Below are 19,216 nucleotides of genomic sequence, written 5' to 3' on the forward strand. Positions count from 1 at the left end.
CGCAACGGGGAGAAATACCTGGCAGGTTATTATGTATCAGCAGAAGAGTTGAGCACAGCATCGCTGAAAGCACATTTATCCGGTGCACTGCCGGAGTATATGATCCCGCAGGTATATGTTCAGCTGGCATCACTGCCACTTACACCCAACGGGAAAACAGACCGTAAAGCCTTACCGGACCCTGACTACAGCTCAGGTACAACATATACAGCCCCGGAAACAGAATTGGAAGTCAAACTGACAGCGATCTGGTCGGAAGTATTGCAGCTGGAAGAAGAACAGATAAGCGTAACAGCAGGCTTTTTCGATCTTGGTGGCCATTCGCTGAAAGCGACGACCCTAATGAACAGGATCTACAAAGAGCTGCAGGTAGAAGTACCGCTGAAAGCGATCTTTAGCCACCAGGACATCAGGAGCCTTGGAGCCTATATATCAGGATTAGGAAAAACGGCCTACCAGACCATAGAAAAGGCGGTACGCAAAGAGCGTTATGCACTCTCGTCAGGTCAGCAGCGGATGTATTTTTTATACGAGCTTGACCGCACGTCGCTGGCGTATAACATGCCCTACGTAGTAGAGCTGGAGGGAGCGTTGGACGAGGAAAGGCTGAATGAAGCATTCCGTAGCTTGATAAAACGCCATGAAAGTCTTCGCACCATATTTGAAGTGGTAGAAGGTGACGTTGTGCAACGCATCAACGAAACAACAGACTTTACGATTGACCATTACGAAGCAACAGATGCAAATGAAATAGCAGCACAAATCACCTCGTTCATCCGTCCATTCGATCTTAATTCAGGTCCGCTGTTACGGATAGGGCTGGTAAAAGTATCAAAAGACAGCCATTTGTTACTGGCAGACATGCACCATATCATCACAGACGGTGTATCTCAGGGGATCCTGATCCGTGACTTTATGGAACTGTACGAAAAAGGGAACCTTCCGGCATTAGCCTTACAATATAAAGATTACTCAGAGTGGCAGCACAGCCAAACCCAGCAGGAGCAGCTCAACAGTCAGCGCAGTTACTGGAAAGAAAAGTTTTCAGGCGAGCTGAGTGTACTGGAGTTGCCGCAGGACCATAGCCGTCCATCGGTAAAGAGCTACCAGGGGAGCAGCAGCACATTTACGCTGAACAGGGAAGAAACACAGCAGCTGAAGGCGCTTGGCGAAGAAAGCGGGGCAACACTGTTCATGACGCTGCTGTCGGTGCTGAACGTATTGCTGGGCAAGCTGGGCAACCAGGAAGACATCACGATAGGTACACCGATAGCAGGCCGCTACCATGCGGAGCTGGAAGGGATCATCGGTCTGTTTGTAAACACGCTGGCTCTGCGCAACCATCCAAAGGGAGAGCTGAGCTTCCGCGAGTTTTTGGAAGCAGTAAAAACCAGCTCGCTGTCGGGCTTTGAGCACCAGCTGTATCCTTATGAAGAACTGGTGAATGAGCTGGAACTGCCGCGTGATACCGGACGTAACCCGTTGTTCGATGTGATGTTCACGTTCCAGAACTTCCGCCAGGATGAGCTGCAGATCCCGGGATTACAGCTAAAGTTCAGAGACGGGGATCACGGCATCTCGAAGTTCGACCTCACGTTAATCGCGGTGGAAGCCGGAGAAGAATTGGAGCTGACCTTTGAATACAGCACATCCTTATTCGAAGCGGGGACGATAGACCGTTTCATCTCGTATTTCAAACGAATCGTAACAGAGGTGACTGTGGATGCCAATAAACAACTATTGCAGATGGACATTTTATCATCCTCCGAGCGGAACATGCTCTTATATGAGTTCAATGCAACGGCGGTGGACTATCCGCGTGATCAAACGATCATAGATTTGTTCGAGACTCAGGCAGGAAGAACGCCGGACCAAACAGCACTCATATTGGGCAAAGAGCGGATGAGCTACGGGGAGCTGTTGCTTCGTGCGGACCATGAAGCGTCCATACTGATAGCGCGCGGTGTGAAGCAGGACGAGGTAGTAGGATTGCTGTGCGAGCGCTCGTTCGAGCTGCTGATCGGCATGCTGGGGATCCTGAAGGCAGGCGCAGCGTATATGCCATTAGATCCGAATTACCCTGCAGACCGGATCAGCTACATGCTGGAAGACAGCAGCGCGCGGCTGTTACTGAGCAGTGCCTCATGCAAAGCAAGATTTAGCGGGGAACAACAGGTTATAGCGATCACGGATGCTGCTTCGGCACTACCGGAACAAAAAAAGATAAAGAGTTTGGCGCAGGCAGACAGCCTGGCCTATGTGATCTATACCTCAGGCTCAACCGGCCGTCCCAAAGGGGTGATGATCCCACACCGTGCGGTAACCAATTTCAGCAAAGGGATGAGCGACCTGATCGAATTCACAGGGAAGACCCTGTTATCGGTAACGACTTTTTCGTTCGATATCTTCGTACTGGAGTCGCTGGTACCGCTGCAGTATGGGGCAACGATAGTACTGGCAGACGATAATGAGCAGCATGACCCCTCGCTGCTGGAGGCAGCGATAGTGGAGAACAAGGTGAACATGCTGCAGATCACACCATCACTGATGAAAGCGGTAACAGAGCATGCAGGCTCGCTGAAAGCGCTGGGCAACTTAAGCGATATTATGATCGGCGGGGAAGCCTTTCCGTCAGCATTGCTTCAAACATTACAGCAAAACACAAGGGCCCGCATCTTCAATATGTACGGCCCAACGGAAACCACCGTATGGTCATCAGTTAAAGAGCTGACCAATGAGCAGGAGATTACGATCGGCAAACCGATCGCCAATACGCAGGTATATATATTAAATAAAGAGGGGCAGCTGCAGCCTGCCGGCGTAGCAGGAGAGCTGTGCATTTCAGGTGATGGCTTATCACGGGGTTACCTGAACAAGCCGGAGCTGACAGCGGAGCGGTTTATAGGCCATCCGTACAAAGCAGGAGAAAAACTTTACCGGACAGGCGACCTTGCACGCTGGTTACCCGATGGCGACATCGAGCACCTGGGCAGGATGGACGACCAGGTGAAGATCCGTGGCTATAGGATAGAACTGGGTGAGATAGAAAGCCAGCTATTATCCTATGAAAACATTAAAGAAGCGGTAGTAGTAGCCAAAGAACGCAACGGGGAGAAATACCTGGCAGGTTATTATGTATCAGCAGAAGAGTTGAGCACAGCATCGCTGAAAGCACATTTATCCGGTGCACTGCCGGAATATATGATCCCGCAGGTATATGTACAACTGACCGAGCTGCCATTAACCCCTAACGGAAAAATAGACCGCAAAGCCTTACCGGACCCGGACTACAGCTCAGGAGAAGCATATACAGCAGCGTCAACGCCGCTGGAAGCAAAGCTGGTAGAAATCTGGTCAGAAGTATTGCAACTGGAACAAGAGCAGATCAGCGTAACGGCAGGCTTTTTCGATCTTGGCGGGCATTCGCTGAAAGCGACCACGCTGGTGAACAGGATCTACAAAGAGCTGCAGGTAGAAGTGCCGCTGAAAGCGATCTTTAGCCACCAGGACATCAGGAGCCTAGGAGAATATATCTCAGGCCTGGGAAAAACAGCCTACCAGTCGATAGAGAAGGCGGTACGCAAAGACCATTATGCCCTCTCATCAGGACAGCAGCGGATGTATTTCTTATACGATCTTGACCGCACGTCGCTGGCGTATAACATGCCCTACGTAGTAGAGCTAGAGGGCGCACTGGACGTGGAACGGCTGAATGAAGCCTTCGGGAGCCTTATCGCACGCCATGAAAGCCTTCGGACCACGTTTGAAGTATCAGCAGGTGACGTAGTGCAACGCATAAATGAAACAACAAACTTTACGATCAGCCATTACGAGGCAGCAGATGCCGCAGCAACGGCAGCCGTAATCACCTCGTTCATCCGGCCGTTCGACCTGGGTGCAGGCCCGCTAATACGGGTAGGACTGGTAAAAACAGCACAAGAGAGTCACCTGTTACTGGCAGATATGCACCATATCATAACAGACGGCGTATCGCAGGGAATCCTGATCAGGGACTTTATGGAACTGTACGAAAAAGGAAGCCTTCCGGCATTAGCCTTACAATATAAAGATTACTCAGAGTGGCAGCACAGCCAGGCCCAGCAGGAACAACTCAGCAGCCAGCGCAGTTACTGGAAAGAAAAGTTTTCAGGAGAGCTGAGCGTACTGGACCTTCCGCAGGACCATAGCCGTCCGCAGGTAAAGAGTTACCAGGGGAGCAGCCGAACATTTACCCTTGACAGGGAAGAAACAAAAGCGCTGAAGGCGGTTGGAGAAAAGAGCGAAGCGACACTGTTCATGACGCTGCTGTCGGTACTGAACGTATTGCTGGGCAAGTTGAGCAACCAGGAAGACATCACGATAGGTACACCGATAGCCGGGCGTTACCATGCGGAGCTGGAAGGAATCATCGGGCTGTTCGTAAACACGCTGGCCTTACGCAACCATCCAAAGGGTGAGCTGAGCTTCCGCGAGTTTTTGGAAGAAGTAAAAACCAATTCGCTGTCGGGCTTTGAAAACCAGTTGTATCCGTATGAAGAGCTGGTGAATGAACTGGAACTGCCGCGTGATACAGGGCGTAACCCGTTGTTCGATGTGATGTTCACATTCCAGAACTTCCGTCAGGATGAGCTGCAGATCCCCGGATTACAGCTAAAGTTCCGTGACGCTGATCACGGCATCTCGAAATTCGATATAGAAGTAACCGCAACAGTTTCTGAAGACGAGTTGCATTTCACCTTCGAATATAGCACAGCTTTATTCGAAGCAGGAACGATAGACCGTTTCATCTCGTACTTCAAACGGATCGTAACGGAGGTCACCGCTGATGCCAATAAACAATTATCTCAGATCGACATTTTATCACCGTCAGAGCAGAACAGGCTCTTAAATGAGTTCAATGCAACGGCGGTAGATTATCCAAGAGATAAAACGATCATCGATCTGTTCGAGGCCCAGGTAGAAAGAACGCCCGATAATGTGGCGGTTGTTTATGGATCTCATACGCTTACTTATAAAGAGCTGAATGAAAAAGCCGACCGGTTGGCAGCTTACCTGCAACAGGCAGAAGGCGTTAAAACAGGCGATAGAGTTGGTTTATTACTGGAAAGGGAAGAAGAGCTTTTCCCGTCGATATTCGGGATCCTGAAAGCAGGGGCAGTATATGTACCGCTTTCTGTTAATTACCCATCAGCCAGGCTGAACACTATTATAACAGATGCCGGGTTAAAAGTTTTGATCACCCGTACCCGGTATATCGAAGCCTTGTCGCCGGAGATGGGCACGGGCTTGTTAAACCTTGATATTTCAGCGGAAAAAATACAAGCATCCTCCGGAGCGCTTCAGGGCGGATCCGGGCCAGCTGATCTGGCGTATATCATCTATACTTCCGGTTCAACAGGTCAGCCCAAGGGGGTGATGATAGAACATGGTTCAGTAGTTAACCGTTTGCTTTGGATGCAGGAGGAATACCCGCTAAGTTCAAAAGATGTACTGTTACAAAAAACCTCACTGGTATTTGACGTATCGGTATGGGAGTTATTCTGGTGGTCGTTTACCGGCGCATCAGTTTGTGTTCCGGCTGCTGAGACAGAGAAAGACCCGGCTAAGCTGATAGATGAGATAGCCCTCCATGGTGTAACGACGATCCACTTTGTACCGTCGATGTTAAGTGTCTTCTTAGACGCGGCAGCCCGTGATAAAACAGGGCGACTAAGCAGCCTTCGGCAGGTTTTTGCGAGCGGGGAGGCATTGGGAGCAGAGCAGGTAAACCGTTTTGCAGGGATCCTGTATCAGACCAGCGGGACAAGACTGATCAACCTTTACGGACCTACAGAAGCAACGGTAGATGTAACTTATTATGAATGTGACCTAAGCATAAAAAATGCAATGATCCCTATCGGTAAGCCAATTGCCAATACGCAGATGTATGTTTTAGACAAAAATACAGCATTGAGCCCGTCAGGCGTAGCAGGCGAGCTCTGCATCTCGGGTGTGGGCTTATCACGTGGTTACCTGAACAAGCCGGAGCTGACAGCAGAGCGGTTTATTGACCATCCTTACAAAGCAGGCGAAAAGCTTTACCGTACAGGAGACCTTGCACGGTGGTTACCGGATGGGAACATCGAGTACCTTGGCAGGATAGACGACCAGGTGAAGATCCGTGGCTATAGAATTGAGCTTGGCGAGATAGAAAGCCAGCTGGTTAGTCATCCTGAGATCCGCGAAGCGGTAGTAGTGACCCGCGAACGTGAAGGAGAGAAATACCTGGTTGGTTACTACGTATCTAACGATGTGCTGAACATATCTGATTTGAAAACTCATCTGTCAAAGACACTGCCGGAATATATGATCCCGTCGTACTTTGTACACCTTACCGCCATACCACTTAGCATTAATGGAAAAGCTGATCGTAAAAGTTTACCTAAACCGGAGCTTACTATAGGAGAAAGTTATGTAGCCCCATCAAACGAAACGGAAAGAAAACTCACTGCTATATGGAGCGAGGTTTTGGAGCTTGATCAGAACGCTATTAGTACAGATGCAAACTTTTTTGAGTTAGGCGGGCACTCCATTCATGCTGTACAGGTAACTAATAAGATCCAGGGTGTTTTTTCAGTAGAGATGGGATTACGACAAATATTTGAAAGCAATACCGTAGCAGAGTTAGCCCGGTTCATTGAACATGCCCAACCTGGCAGCGAAAGTTCAATACCAAAAACAGAAAGGAAACAGTATTATCTAACATCGCCTGCCCAGGAAAGGATGTATTTCGGCTACCTGTTAGATACAGATAATACAAACCGTAATATTAGTTCGATGATAGAATTAAACAAGGCGCCTGATGTGAAACAATTGGAAAAGGCTTTCCAGGCTTTAATAAAAAGACATTCAGGTTTAAGAACTTGTTTTGAATTAACAAACGAGGGAGTGGTTCAGCAAATAGTACCGGATGTGAACTTTGAATTGAAGTGTTTTGACCTCGGTAATGAAACACTTGAAAGCTGCTTTATGGCGTTTATACAGCCCTTTGATTTATCAAAAGCACCCCTTATCAAAGCGTTAGTAGTTAAGGGAGAAAGCAAAAACTATTTATTTATCGACATTCATCATATAGTTTGTGATGGCGCCTCGGTAAATATTTTAACCCGTGACCTAAGGGATTTATATTTAGGTAAAAAGCTACCGGAACTGGAACTGGAATATATTGACTTTGCAGAGTGGGTTAGGAAAGAGACAGAAAATCAGGGGAGGCACAAGAACTACTGGTCAAACAAACTGTATGGGAACTTAAAAAGATTAAACCTTCCCATTTTACAGGAAAGGGAATTGGTAGAAAATAATGCGGTATCCAAAATGATATTTTCTATCGGGAATGATCTTTACAGAAAAATAAAATTGTTTTCGAGAGAAGCCGAAGTTACTGATTTTATGTTTTTCCTTTCCGTTTACTACCTGATGTTAAATAAAATAACAGGAGACCAGGATGTTATAATCGGTACAGATGCCATAGGGAGAAGTTCAAAAGATCTCCAGGAGATTGTGGGAACGTTTGTTAATATCCTTCCTTTAAGAGTAGATGTTAATGGCAGCAGTAAGTATTCAAGATTCCTGAACCAGGTAAAAGAATGTGTTTTGGAAGCTTTCGATCACCAGGCATATCCATACGATCAGATCGTATCACTGGTTAGTTCCGAAATAAAACAATTGGTTGATGTACATTTTTCATTTGACAACACAATTGATAACGGTCAGGAACTGGGAGATCTGCAGTTTAAAAACGTAGCTATTGAGGAAGAAGAGGGAGCCGACCATAGAAACACTGAGATTAACAACACGCAAAGTGCTGAATACGATCTGGAGGTTGTGGTAAGTGAAAATGAAGATCAGTTTCAAATATTGTTTAATTACAATAGCTCATTGTATGACGACGATACCATAAAAATTTTCATAGATATCTTTATTAATATCATAAGCAACGTTGTAAACAACCCAAAAATAGAAATAGATAAAATAGGCATCGAATCTGAAGTAAGTATGTCATAACCTTTGGCACTGCCTGTTATGGTTTGTTTGAAAGAGAACATGTAAAACAGTCCTCTTTTATCCTAAACCACTTATATCACCCGGCATTACCAGCCCGGGTGATATTTAACACCTCAACAAATATTCATTTTAATTCTCTGATCGGCCGCGTTTTATCGCGGGTTGATTATGGATACACCATTCCGGCTTAACAGTAATTTATTTTTTAACCAATCACAACAATCATATATGTGCGGCATTTGCGGATTTGTAAAATACGGTGAAAGAGTTTCTGAAGGAGACAAGATCACATTGAGTAAGATGAATGATAAACTCATTCATCGCGGGCCTGATGCAAAAAACACGTTGTTTTTTGATAACGTGGCATTAGGTTTTACCAGGCTCAGCATAATTGGCCTTGAAAACGGGATGCAGCCCATATATAATGAAGATGAAAACCTGGTGCTCATCTGCAACGGGGAAATATTTAATTACATCGAGTTAAAGAAATATCTCAAATCCCGCGGACATTCATTTAAAACAGAATCTGATGTTGAGGTAATACTGCATTTGTATGAGGAAAAAGGAACAGCGTTTCTTAATGACCTGAATGGCCAGTTTGCTTTTGCTCTTTTTGATAAAAGAAAGAAAATGTTGTTTTGCGCCAGGGACCAGATGGGGATCCTGCCTTTCTTTTACACGTTTGTTAACAACACCTTCATATTCGGGTCGGAGGTGAAGGCCATATTGGAGCACCCTTCCGTATCGCCCAGCGTAGATGTTACAGGGCTCGACCAGATCTTTACATTTCCGGGGCTTATAAGTCCCCGCACGATGTTTAAAAACATTCACTCGCTGGAAAATGGCCATTTCTTACTGGTCGGCAATGATGGGAAGATCACCGATCATGAATATTGGGACCTACCTCAAAACCCGCCCGAAAGTGCAGCAAATGAAAAAAGTGAGCAGGAATATTTAGAAGAACTTGAATATCATTTCGAGAACTCGGTAAAATTACGTTTGAGATCAGATGTTCCTACGGGCCTTTATTTAAGTGGCGGCCTCGACTCATCTCTGATAGCTATGAAGGTTGATCAGCTTTCTGAGCAGAATAACAAAAAGGGATTTTCAATTGACTTTCCTGATTCACAGATCTCAGAATCTGTATATCAAAAAATAATTGCAAAAAGCAGCCATTCAGACCTTTATCAAAAAACCTTCTTATCCAACGACATAAGTGAACGATTGCCACGCGCTATCTATCATAGCGAATGCCCCATAAAAGAAACTTATAATACAGCTTCGTTACACCTGTCGCAAGCGGTTAGAGATAAGCAGCTGAAGGTGATCTTATCTGGTGAGGGAGCAGATGAGTTTTTTGCCGGCTATGTAGGTTACCGGTTTGATAAGATGAGAGCTATGGGTTTAACCAACAATACGGTTTCACCAGAGGAGTTTGATTTACGAAACAAGGTATGGGGCGACGGCAATTTTTATTATGAAAATAGTTTTCTTGAAGCTGAGCGATTGAAAAAGGAAATCTATGCTGATGGCTTATTATCCAGTTTTGACGAGATAAATTGTCTGAATCATCAAATTATTGATCATGAAAAAATAAAAGCAAGAGATGTTCTGAACAAAAGATCTTACATCGATTATAAGCTCAGAATGGTTGACCATTTAATTTCAGATCACGGTGACAGGATGGCAATGGCGAACTCAGTAGAGGTTAGGTATCCTTTTTTGGATAAGAATCTTGTAGAGTTTTCTACCAGGGTTCCTTCTGATCTGAAGTTGCGGGATTTTACTGAAAAATACCTCCTTCGCAGGCTCGCAGAAAAAAGTGTTCCCAAAGAAATTTTAAACAGGGAAAAGTTTGGGTTTGTAGCTCCCGGAAGCCCTTATTTATTGCAGAAGAATATCGAATATATCAACGATATCCTGTCATACGATAGGATTAAAAAGCAAGGCTTTTTTAATGCAGATCACATAGAAAAGCTAAAAAAACAATACAGCACACCAGGTTTTTCAATCAATGCCCCATTCGAAACGGATCTATTAATTATCGTCATAACGTTCGGGATTTTCCTGGAACAATTTATTGAAAAACGATAAGCCTCAAAAATTTATATCTATCACAATTTAACTGCATTTTTATGTATTCACAAAAAGACTTAGGCCAAATTATTCGTAGCTATAAGGACAGCGTAGCGATAGAAGAGAACGGTAATTACGTTTCTTATTCGGAATTACTTGAACGATCTGATAAAGTTTTAACATTTTTAATCGAAAATGGATTTGGTCACAAGTCCAGGATTGGGATCTGTGTCAGCAACGTAACAGACATGGTAGTATGCATGATCGGTGTGATAAGGGCCCGATGCATTTTTGTTCCGCTTGATCCATCACTGCCCGACAAACGTTTTGCGTTAATTGCCGAAAAATCAGATCTCGAGTCAACAATTATCGTTTCGGATGATGAAAATATTCAGGAAAAATTAGGTCCGGTCCGTTCGGTTAGACTGTCTGATATTTTAAAACAGCCTGCCGCGGATGAAAGGTTCATTTACCCCGAGTATCAGGAAGATGATGATTTGTACATCTATTTTACCTCAGGGTCTACCGGCGAGCCTAAAGGAATAATAGGGAAAAACAGCAGCTTGTGGCACTTTTTAAAATGGGAAATTGAAACTTATAATATTAAACCTGGTCAAAGGTTCAGTCAGTTAATATCCCCATATTTTGACGCATTTTTGAGGGATATATTTGTCCCGCTTACAAGTGGAGGCACTATTTGTGTAGCTCCAAGAAAAGAAGGCCTTTTTAATCCGGAAGAATTGATTCAATGGATCGATAAGCAGGAGATCAACTTTGTACACTGTGTACCCAGTGTATTCAGGATATTTAACCATAAGGATATAACAGCCCAAAGCTATCAAAAGCTGGAGCATGTACTACTTTCAGGGGAGCGTATTATTCCTGCTGAACTGGCTAACTGGTATCATGTTTTTGGCGATCGCGTTCAATTGGTCAATCTTTATGGATCTACGGAAGCCACCATGATCAGTTCTTATTATAACATCCAATCAACTGATAGCTCAAAGGTTAAAATACCGATCGGACAGCCAATAGCGGATGTAGAGCTGATGATAATGGATAAGGATCAAAAACCTTGCAGACCTCTTATTGCGGGCGAACTTTATATTGTGTCTAACTATTTATCTAATGGTTACCTCAATAATGCTAAGCAAACTTCAAATAAGTTTATTCATCTATATGATAATAACAGGCAACGAATTGCCTTTAAAACAGGCGATAGTGCAAGGCGTTTGGCAGATGGTAGTATTGACTTGTTAGGCAGGGAAGACAGGCTGATTAAGCTTAGGGGAATACGGATTGAATTAGATGAAATAGAACGGGTGCTGAGGAAATGTGAGGCAGTTGAAAATGCTGTCGTCCTCCATGATAAAAAGACAGATTCGTTAATTGCCTTTGTGACGGCTGATGGTGATGAATGTGAGCCAAAGAGTTTTAGCCTGTTAGTTGAAAAGTATTTAGCTGAACACTTGCCCGCTTATATGATGCCATCCAGGATTAGCATCATGGATACGATTCCACTGCTAAGTAATGGAAAAGTTAATTATAACCTGCTGATTGAGAGTGCCGAAAAAACAAATGAAACATTATTACCTGCCAACGAAATAGAAGAGAGAATTTTTATTTTGTGGAAAGACATCCTGGAAGCCGGTCAGATCTCTACCGATCAGAACTTTATGGCAGCGGGCGGAAACTCGCTTAATATCATGAGATTAATGTCCAGGGTATTTGCTGAATTTAGCGTGAGAGTGAGCCTGGCGGAACTTTTTATGAATTTGACTATCCAAAAGCAAGCGATTTTAGTAAGCGCAAAACTTGATGATCTTAAGATTTTAGAAACAGAGCACGATCCTTTCTCCATGGATAAAGTTCTGCCTGCTTATCAAATCAGCAAAGCACAGGTTTTACCGTATTATGCACTCTCGTCAGGGCAGCAGCGGATGTATTTTTTATACGAGCTTGACCGCACGTCACTTGCTTATAACATGCCCTACGTGGTAGAGCTGGAGGGAGCACTGGACCTTGACAGGCTGAATGCGGCCTTCCGTTCGCTTATCACGCGTCATGAAAGCCTGCGCACGACCTTTGAAGTGTCAGCAGGGGATGTGGTACAACGGATCGATGAGACCACGGACTTTACGATCACCCATTACCAGGCAGGTGATTCGGCAGCAACAGCAGCAGTGATCACGTCCTTCATCCGTCCATTCGACCTGGGTACAGGCCCGCTGATACGGGTAGGGTTGGTAAAAGTATCGCAGGACAATCACCTGTTATTGGCAGATATGCACCATATCATAACAGACGGGGTATCACAGGGGATCCTGATCAGGGACTTTATGGCGCTGTACGAAAAAGGGAGTCTTCCGGCACTAAGCTTACAATATAAAGATTACTCAGAGTGGCAGCACAGCCAGGCCCAGCAGGAACAACTCAGCAGCCAGCGCAGTTACTGGAAAGAAAGGTTTTCAGGAGAGCTAAGCGTACTGGATCTACCGCTGGATCATAGCCGGCCATCGGTAAAGAGTTACCAGGGAAGCAGCCGGACATTTACACTGAACAGGGAAGAGACCCATCAGCTTAAGGCGCTTGGAGAAAAGAGCGAAGCGACGCTGTTCATGACACTGCTGTCGGTACTGAATGTATTGCTCGGCAAGCTGAGCAACCAGGAAGACATCACGATAGGTACACCGATAGCAGGGCGATACCATGCAGAGCTGGAAGGGATCATCGGCCTGTTCGTGAACACGCTGGCGCTGCGAAACCAGCCCAAGAGCGGGCTGAGCTTCCGGGAGTTTTTGGAAGAAGTCAAAATGAGCTCGCTGTCGGGCTTTGAGCACCAGTTGTATCCGTATGAAGAGCTGGTGAATGAGCTGGAGTTGCCACGTGATACAGGGCGTAACCCGTTGTTCGACGTGATGTTCACGTTCCAGAACTTCCGGCAGGAAGAGCTGCAGATCCCTGGACTGCAGCTAAAGTTCCGTGATGCTGATCCCGGCATCTCGAAGTTCGACCTCACGTTAATTGTATTAGAAGCAGGGGAAGAACTGCAGCTAACCTTCGAATACAGCACAGCCTTATTTGAGGCAGAGACGATAGACCGTTTCATCTCGTACTTCAAACGGATCGTAACGGTGGTGACTGAGGATGCGGATAAACAACTCTCACATATCGACATTTTATCTGCGTTGGAACGCAACAAGCTATTGAATGAATTTAATGCAACAGCAGTGGATTATCCGCGAGATAAAACGATCATTGATTTGTTCGAGGCCCAGGTAGAAAGAACGCCGGATAATGTGGCGGTAGTTTATGGAACTCATACGCTTACCTATAAAGAGCTGAATGAAAAAGCGAACCAGCTGGCAGCTTACCTGCAGCAAACAGAAGGAGTTAAAACAGGCGATAAGGTAGGTTTATTGCTGGAAAGGGAAGAAGAGCTTTTCCCGTCGATATTCGGGATCCTGAAAGCAGGTGCAGTATATGTGCCGCTTTCTGTGCATTACCCGTCAGCCAGGCTGAACACCATCATATCAGATGCGGGCTTAAAAGTTTTGATCACCCGTACCCGGTATATCGAAGCATTGTCACCGGAAATGGAGACAGGCTTGCTGAACCTTGACACATCAGGGGAAAAGATAAAAGCATCACCGGCAGCGCCTCAGGGCAGACCGGGGCCATCTGATCTGGCGTATATTATCTATACCTCCGGCTCAACAGGCCAGCCCAAGGGGGTGATGATAGAACATGGTTCGGTGGTTAACCGCTTGCACTGGATGCAGGAGGAATACCCACTAAGCTCAAAAGATGTACTGCTACAGAAAACCTCGCTGGTATTTGACGTATCGGTATGGGAGTTATTCTGGTGGTCGTTTACCGGGGCATCAGTTTGTGTTCCTGCACCTGAGACAGAGAAAGACCCGGCAAAGCTGATCGATGAGATAGCAGCGCATGGAGTAACGACGATCCACTTTGTACCGTCGATGTTAAGTGTTTTCTTAGATGCGGCAGCGCGGGATAAAACAGGGCGGTTAAACACACTCCGTCAGGTATTTGCGAGCGGGGAGGCATTGGGCGCCGAGCAGGTGAACCGTTTTTCAAAGATCCTGTACCAGGCTAATGGAACAAGACTGATAAACCTTTACGGTCCGACAGAAGCAACGGTAGATGTAACTTACTATGAATGCGACCTGAACATAAAGAATGAACTGATCCCTATCGGCAAACCGATCGCCAATACGCAGATGTACGTTTTAGACAAAAATACAGCATTGAGCCCGGCCGGCGTAGCAGGAGAGCTCTGCATTTCGGGTGTGGGCTTGTCACGTGGTTACCTGAACAAGCCTGAGCTGACATCGGAGCGGTTTATAGATCACCCGTACAAAGCAGGAGAAAAGCTTTACCGGACAGGAGACCTTGCGCGCTGGTTACCGGATGGGAACATCGAGTACCTGGGCAGGATAGACAACCAGGTGAAGATCCGGGGATATAGAATAGAGCTGGGCGAGATAGAGAGCCAGCTATTATCGTATGAAAACATTAAAGAAGCCATAGTAACATGCTTTGGAGATACTGAAAACAGAAAGCTGGCAGCTTTTTTGGTTCCTGAAGATAATGTAATACTTAATATGTTCGAGGTTAAAAAGTTCCTTAAAACAAAGCTTCCTGAATATATGGTTCCGGCACAGATGCTGGAGATCGATAAAATTCCATTAACGAATAACGGCAAGGCCGATATAAAGGAGCTGGTGAAATCAATTGATAAATTCCAGGTGGAAAAAACAAGTTCCTTAAGGCCCGGAACGGAAATTGAGATCAATGTTGCTAAGATCTGGAACGATATTTTAAATGCCGGTGAAATAGATCTTGACGACAATTTCTTTGACCTTGGCGGGCATTCCATACTTTTAATAAGGGTAAATTCGATAATTAATGATGAATATGGCGTTGAACTGCCTTTCAATTTATATTTCGGTAACTCACTTGAGCAGATCTGCAGGGAAATAGAACTAAAATCGAAAGAACCCCAACTGCAGAAAATCGAATCGGAGATCTGAGAAACAGATAACAACTCTTTTCCAAACCGACATAAAATAGCCGGCGTTCGCCGATAAATTCCATTAACTAAAGCTGTAATTTTTATGAAGTTTAAAAAATCCAAAACAATTGGCATTGTGGGAGGAATGGGTCCACAAGCAGGTGCTGCTCTTTACGATAGCATAATCAGTAACACTGAGGCCTCAACCGATCAGCAGCACCTCTCGGTTATTTTAATGGCTTTCCCCGGAAAAATTGAGGACAGGACTTTATTTTTAGAAGGCAAAGTTTTAACTAATCCAGCCTACGCAATAGTTGAAGTTATTAAAAAACTTACGATTGCCGGTGCAGATGTAATTGGAATGGCTTGTAACACATCACATGCAACAGCAATTTTTGATGTGATAGAATCAAAAATCAACAAGTTTGAAAATAAGCCTTTGCTATTGAACATGCCTTTGGAGGTATGTAATTACATCTCTGAAAATCACCCCGGAATTTCGAGGATCGGATTGATGACAACTAACGGTAGTTATAAATCAGGTTTGTATAAAAAATTGTTGCAAGAAAAAGGATATGAAGTGGTGATCCCTGATTTTACCTTCCAGGATAGTGTTATTCACAGGATGATCTATGACCCGATAATAGGAATAAAAGCCAATCCAACCTGTATAACAAAAGATGTGATCTTACTGTGCGGGGAAGCAATATCGTTTTTCAAAAAAAATAATGCGGAAGCAATTGTACTTGGATGTACAGAGCTGCCACTTGTGCTTAAGGCGAAGCAGATAGAAGGCATGGCAATAATAGACTCCACACAATGTTTAGCCAAAGCCTTGATAAGGGAGGCAGTGAGGCAGCATACAAACAAAGTGTATCAGGCAGATAACCTTATATTGGTTTAAGCAGGCGGAATTAGTATGGCGCCTGCACAAATATTAAATATTTTAAATTTAACTTAGAAACAATGGTAATAAGAGCTTTATTTATTCCTAACCCAATGCCATCGCATATCATTCCGTTAATTGCATTGGCTAAGCAGCTAAACACTGAATCTTTTGAAACCGCTTTTCTATTGCCTGCGGCTTTTCATAAATATGTACGAAAATTCAACTTAAAGGTGTTGGAAATTGACAGGAGGCTACAAGACAAGACCACACCGGAATTGATCGCCTTTTCAAAGTTTAAACCTGATTTGGTGGTTGATGATCTAAATTATACCACGGCTTTTTCCACTCGTTTTGCAGGAATTCCACGGGTATCTGTAGTAAGACGGGGGATTATACCTTATGAAAAAAATACGCCGGGGTATCAGCACAGTTCAGAGGCCGTACAGTTTTTGGATGCTATCTCAAAGTTGGATCTGCCTGGCTTAGGAATGTGGAAACCTGATACCGTAGCCGACCTGTTTGTTGGCGATTTAAACATAATACCTTCCATACCATCTATCGAGGAATTGCCAGACGAACTTAAGCAGGATAATTCCTATGTGTACTCCGGAGCGTTAACGCTATCAGACAATGAGATAATGGAAAATTTAACATCGTTGAGTGAAGAATATAAGGATAACCAGCAGGCGGTAAAAAACTTTATAGATAAGAACAGCGAACGCCAGGTAATTTATTTTACACACGGTTTAACCGAACCAACGGAGATTACGGGCAAAGCACATTCGGTTGTTAAATTGCTGCTGGATAGGGGAGCCGCCGTTATCACAAACCTGCAAGGCTATAACGATTTGAACGGGGAACAAAAAGGTCGTTTTTTCTCTGCCATGGTTTTGCCTATGCAGCTTATTTGTTCGCATGCCGATCTGATGATCCATCATTGCGGCAGCGGCACTTACAATTATCAAATTAAGTACCAGGTGCCCGCTATTATTTTAGGCAGCAGGTGCTATGACAGGGACGATGTTGCCAAGCAGTTAGCGCAGAAAAATGCCGCGGTTTTTATCCCGGCAGACTTAAACGACGAATTGTGGCATGAGAAGTTAGAAAAAACAATAACATCGCTCCTAAGTACAGGTTCGGAAGATTATAAAGATCAGAAAAATGCATTAGCCGCCTTAAATTTAGAAATGAAGCAAACGAGCGCTGCTTTTAATTTTGGCGACATTATTTTGAAGGCTTTAAAAAGGCCGGTAAATGAAGAGGTGGCAATTAACGCCTGATTTTAAGACCGGTAAAGCATAATTCGGTTGTAAGTTATGGGAAAAGGCACTAAATACTAACTATTATATGGAACACACAAAATTATTTTGCTTTCCTTACGCAGGTGGATCGGCCACCATATATAACGCGTGGAAAGCATACTTTTCTGCACATACCGGAATTGAGGTAATTCCGATAGAGCTGGCAGGTAGGGGAAAGCGTACCGGACAGCCTTTTTACAGTGATTTAGAGGACGCTGTTGAAGATATCTACCAGGAAATAAAAGATGATATAATGGATACCCCTTATACTTTCTTTGGACACAGTTTAGGCGGATTACTAACCTATGAGCTGGCACAAAAAATAAAGCAACTGGATCTGCCGCAGCCGCTTCATATCTTCTTCTCCGGCAGGGGCGCTCCAAATATCAAATCAGAGAAAGATAAGACGTATCATTTAATGGACGACGACGAGTTTAAACAAGAAGTGCTTGGACTTGGAGGCACCCCCCGTGAACTTTTTGAACATCCTGAGCTGAGGGAGCTTTTTCTGCCCTTGTTGAGAAATGATTTTAAACTATCGGAGACTAAGTTAACGGGCAGGGAGGTTAATCCTTTTGATTGTAACATTACGATCTTTTCGGGCAAGGGCGATAGTAAGATCTCTGCAGAGCAGCTTAACGGATGGCGTTTGCATACAAATGGTACATGTTCGGTTCATTATTTTAATGGCGGGCATTTTTTTCTCCACAATGAAATTTCCGGGATTACAAAATTGATCATTGGCGCCTTGAAGGATCGTGAAAAATCACTAATAATAGTATAATCATAAAAATGATGAAATATAAAAGAACGCACCTTGTTTCACTAAAAGATCTTTCTAACGAAGAACTTTCGCAACTTGTTTCGCTTGGATTATCTTATGCAAACGGCACCAATGAAAAAAAGCAGCCTTTGCAGGGATTAATCATCGGGATATATTTTCTTAAAACATCAACCCGTACCCGGACTTCTTTCTCGTCGGCTGCCTTACGTTTGGGCGCCCAGATCATTACATACAACGCTAATGACCTGCAGATAAATACGGGCGAGACCATACAGGATACCGCCAGGGTTCTTTCGGTAATGCTGGATGGGTTGGTGGCAAGAACTGCCGGCAGCCAGGAAGATATGAGAGCTTTTGCTGCGCAAAGCAGCATGTCTGTTATAAATGCGATGACAGCCGATGAGCATCCTACCCAGGCTTTAGCCGATCTTACAACAATGAAACAGCATTTTGGAGATCTTTCAGGCCTGCGCGTTTTATATATAGGCGAAGGGAATAATACTGCCGCGGCTTTAGCTTTATCTCTTACAAGGTTTTCGGGTACGCAGCTTTATTTCTGCACGCCGCAGGGCTACGGTTTACCACAGGAAACTATGCTGGCTGCAAAGGAATATGCAGAAACAAATGGTGCTACCGTTGTTGAACAACATCATGTTGAAAATTTGCCACAGGCGTTCGATATTATTTATACTACGCGCTGGGAGACAACCGGAACGATAAAAAAAGATGAAAACTGGAAGGATATTTTTAAACCTTTTAAAGTAACGCAAGCATTGATGAACCGGTATCCGGAAGCTATATTTATGCACGACCTGCCTGCACACAGAGACGAGGAAGTTGAAGCAGCAGTTCTTGATGGCCCGCAAAGTATTGCTTTTAAACAGGCGGAAAATAAACTGCATTCCGCATGTGCGGTATTGGATTGGTGCCTTACCCCTGTTGAAGTTCAGGCTATATAAAACGTGCCTATTAATAGCTTTTTCAGAAAGTATTGATTTTTATCAATGTTTAAAAATTGCTGAGTCATTAAAAGTCACTTAGGCGTTATCCATATTACATTACAGATAGCTTTTAATTGCGGACAC

General features: G+C 44.5%; 7 protein-coding genes. All 7 read left to right on the top strand.

Annotated elements, in window-relative coordinates; all coding sequences use genetic code 11:
- The first annotated feature begins 48 nt into the window (after positions 1–48).
- The 7 genes from BUE31_RS29220 to BUE31_RS29250 all read left to right on the top strand — a co-directional run bounded on the left by BUE31_RS29220 (position 49) and on the right by BUE31_RS29250 (position 19,090).
- Positions 49–8,043, top strand: coding sequence for a non-ribosomal peptide synthetase (locus BUE31_RS29220; protein WP_234997933.1), 7,995 nt, complete (start codon positions 49–51; stop codon positions 8,041–8,043).
- Between the two features lie 168 nt (positions 8,044–8,211).
- Entirely contained in the window at positions 8,212–10,137 is a 1,926-nt protein-coding gene (gene asnB / locus BUE31_RS29225; RefSeq protein WP_200802002.1) for an asparagine synthase (glutamine-hydrolyzing), read from the top strand.
- Between the two features lie 41 nt (positions 10,138–10,178).
- Complete coding sequence (locus BUE31_RS29230) at positions 10,179–15,176, top strand: non-ribosomal peptide synthetase (protein ID WP_073407440.1); 4,998 nt, start codon at positions 10,179–10,181, stop codon at positions 15,174–15,176.
- An 84-nt stretch (positions 15,177–15,260) separates the two neighbouring features.
- Positions 15,261–16,061 (top strand): aspartate/glutamate racemase family protein, encoded by an 801-nt coding sequence (locus tag BUE31_RS29235; protein WP_073407441.1) that lies wholly within the window; start codon positions 15,261–15,263, stop codon positions 16,059–16,061.
- 62 nt (positions 16,062–16,123) lie between these two features.
- Positions 16,124–17,326, top strand: a complete 1,203-nt coding sequence (locus BUE31_RS29240; RefSeq protein ID WP_073407443.1) for a glycosyltransferase — start codon at positions 16,124–16,126, stop codon at positions 17,324–17,326.
- A 67-nt stretch (positions 17,327–17,393) separates the two neighbouring features.
- Complete coding sequence (locus BUE31_RS29245; RefSeq protein ID WP_073407444.1) at positions 17,394–18,131, top strand: thioesterase II family protein; 738 nt, start codon at positions 17,394–17,396, stop codon at positions 18,129–18,131.
- An 8-nt stretch (positions 18,132–18,139) separates the two neighbouring features.
- Positions 18,140–19,090 (top strand): ornithine carbamoyltransferase, encoded by a 951-nt coding sequence (locus BUE31_RS29250; protein ID WP_200802003.1) that lies wholly within the window; start codon positions 18,140–18,142, stop codon positions 19,088–19,090.
- The last annotated feature ends 126 nt before the right edge of the window (positions 19,091–19,216 follow it).

The sequence above is a fragment of the Mucilaginibacter sp. OK098 genome (assembly GCF_900142915.1).
GTDB lineage: Bacteria > Bacteroidota > Bacteroidia > Sphingobacteriales > Sphingobacteriaceae > Mucilaginibacter.

Excerpts from the sequence above, each read along its gene's own strand:
- asnB (WP_200802002.1), top strand. The coding sequence starts at position 8,212 with ATGGATACACCATTCCGGCTTAACAGTAATTTATTTTTTAACCAATCA.
- BUE31_RS29230 (WP_073407440.1), top strand. The coding sequence starts at position 10,179 with ATGTATTCACAAAAAGACTTAGGCCAAATTATTCGTAGCTATAAGGAC.
- BUE31_RS29235 (WP_073407441.1), top strand. The coding sequence starts at position 15,261 with ATGAAGTTTAAAAAATCCAAAACAATTGGCATTGTGGGAGGAATGGGT.
- BUE31_RS29240 (WP_073407443.1), top strand. The coding sequence starts at position 16,124 with ATGGTAATAAGAGCTTTATTTATTCCTAACCCAATGCCATCGCATATC.
- BUE31_RS29245 (WP_073407444.1), top strand. The coding sequence starts at position 17,394 with ATGGAACACACAAAATTATTTTGCTTTCCTTACGCAGGTGGATCGGCC.
- BUE31_RS29250 (WP_200802003.1), top strand. The coding sequence starts at position 18,140 with ATGATGAAATATAAAAGAACGCACCTTGTTTCACTAAAAGATCTTTCT.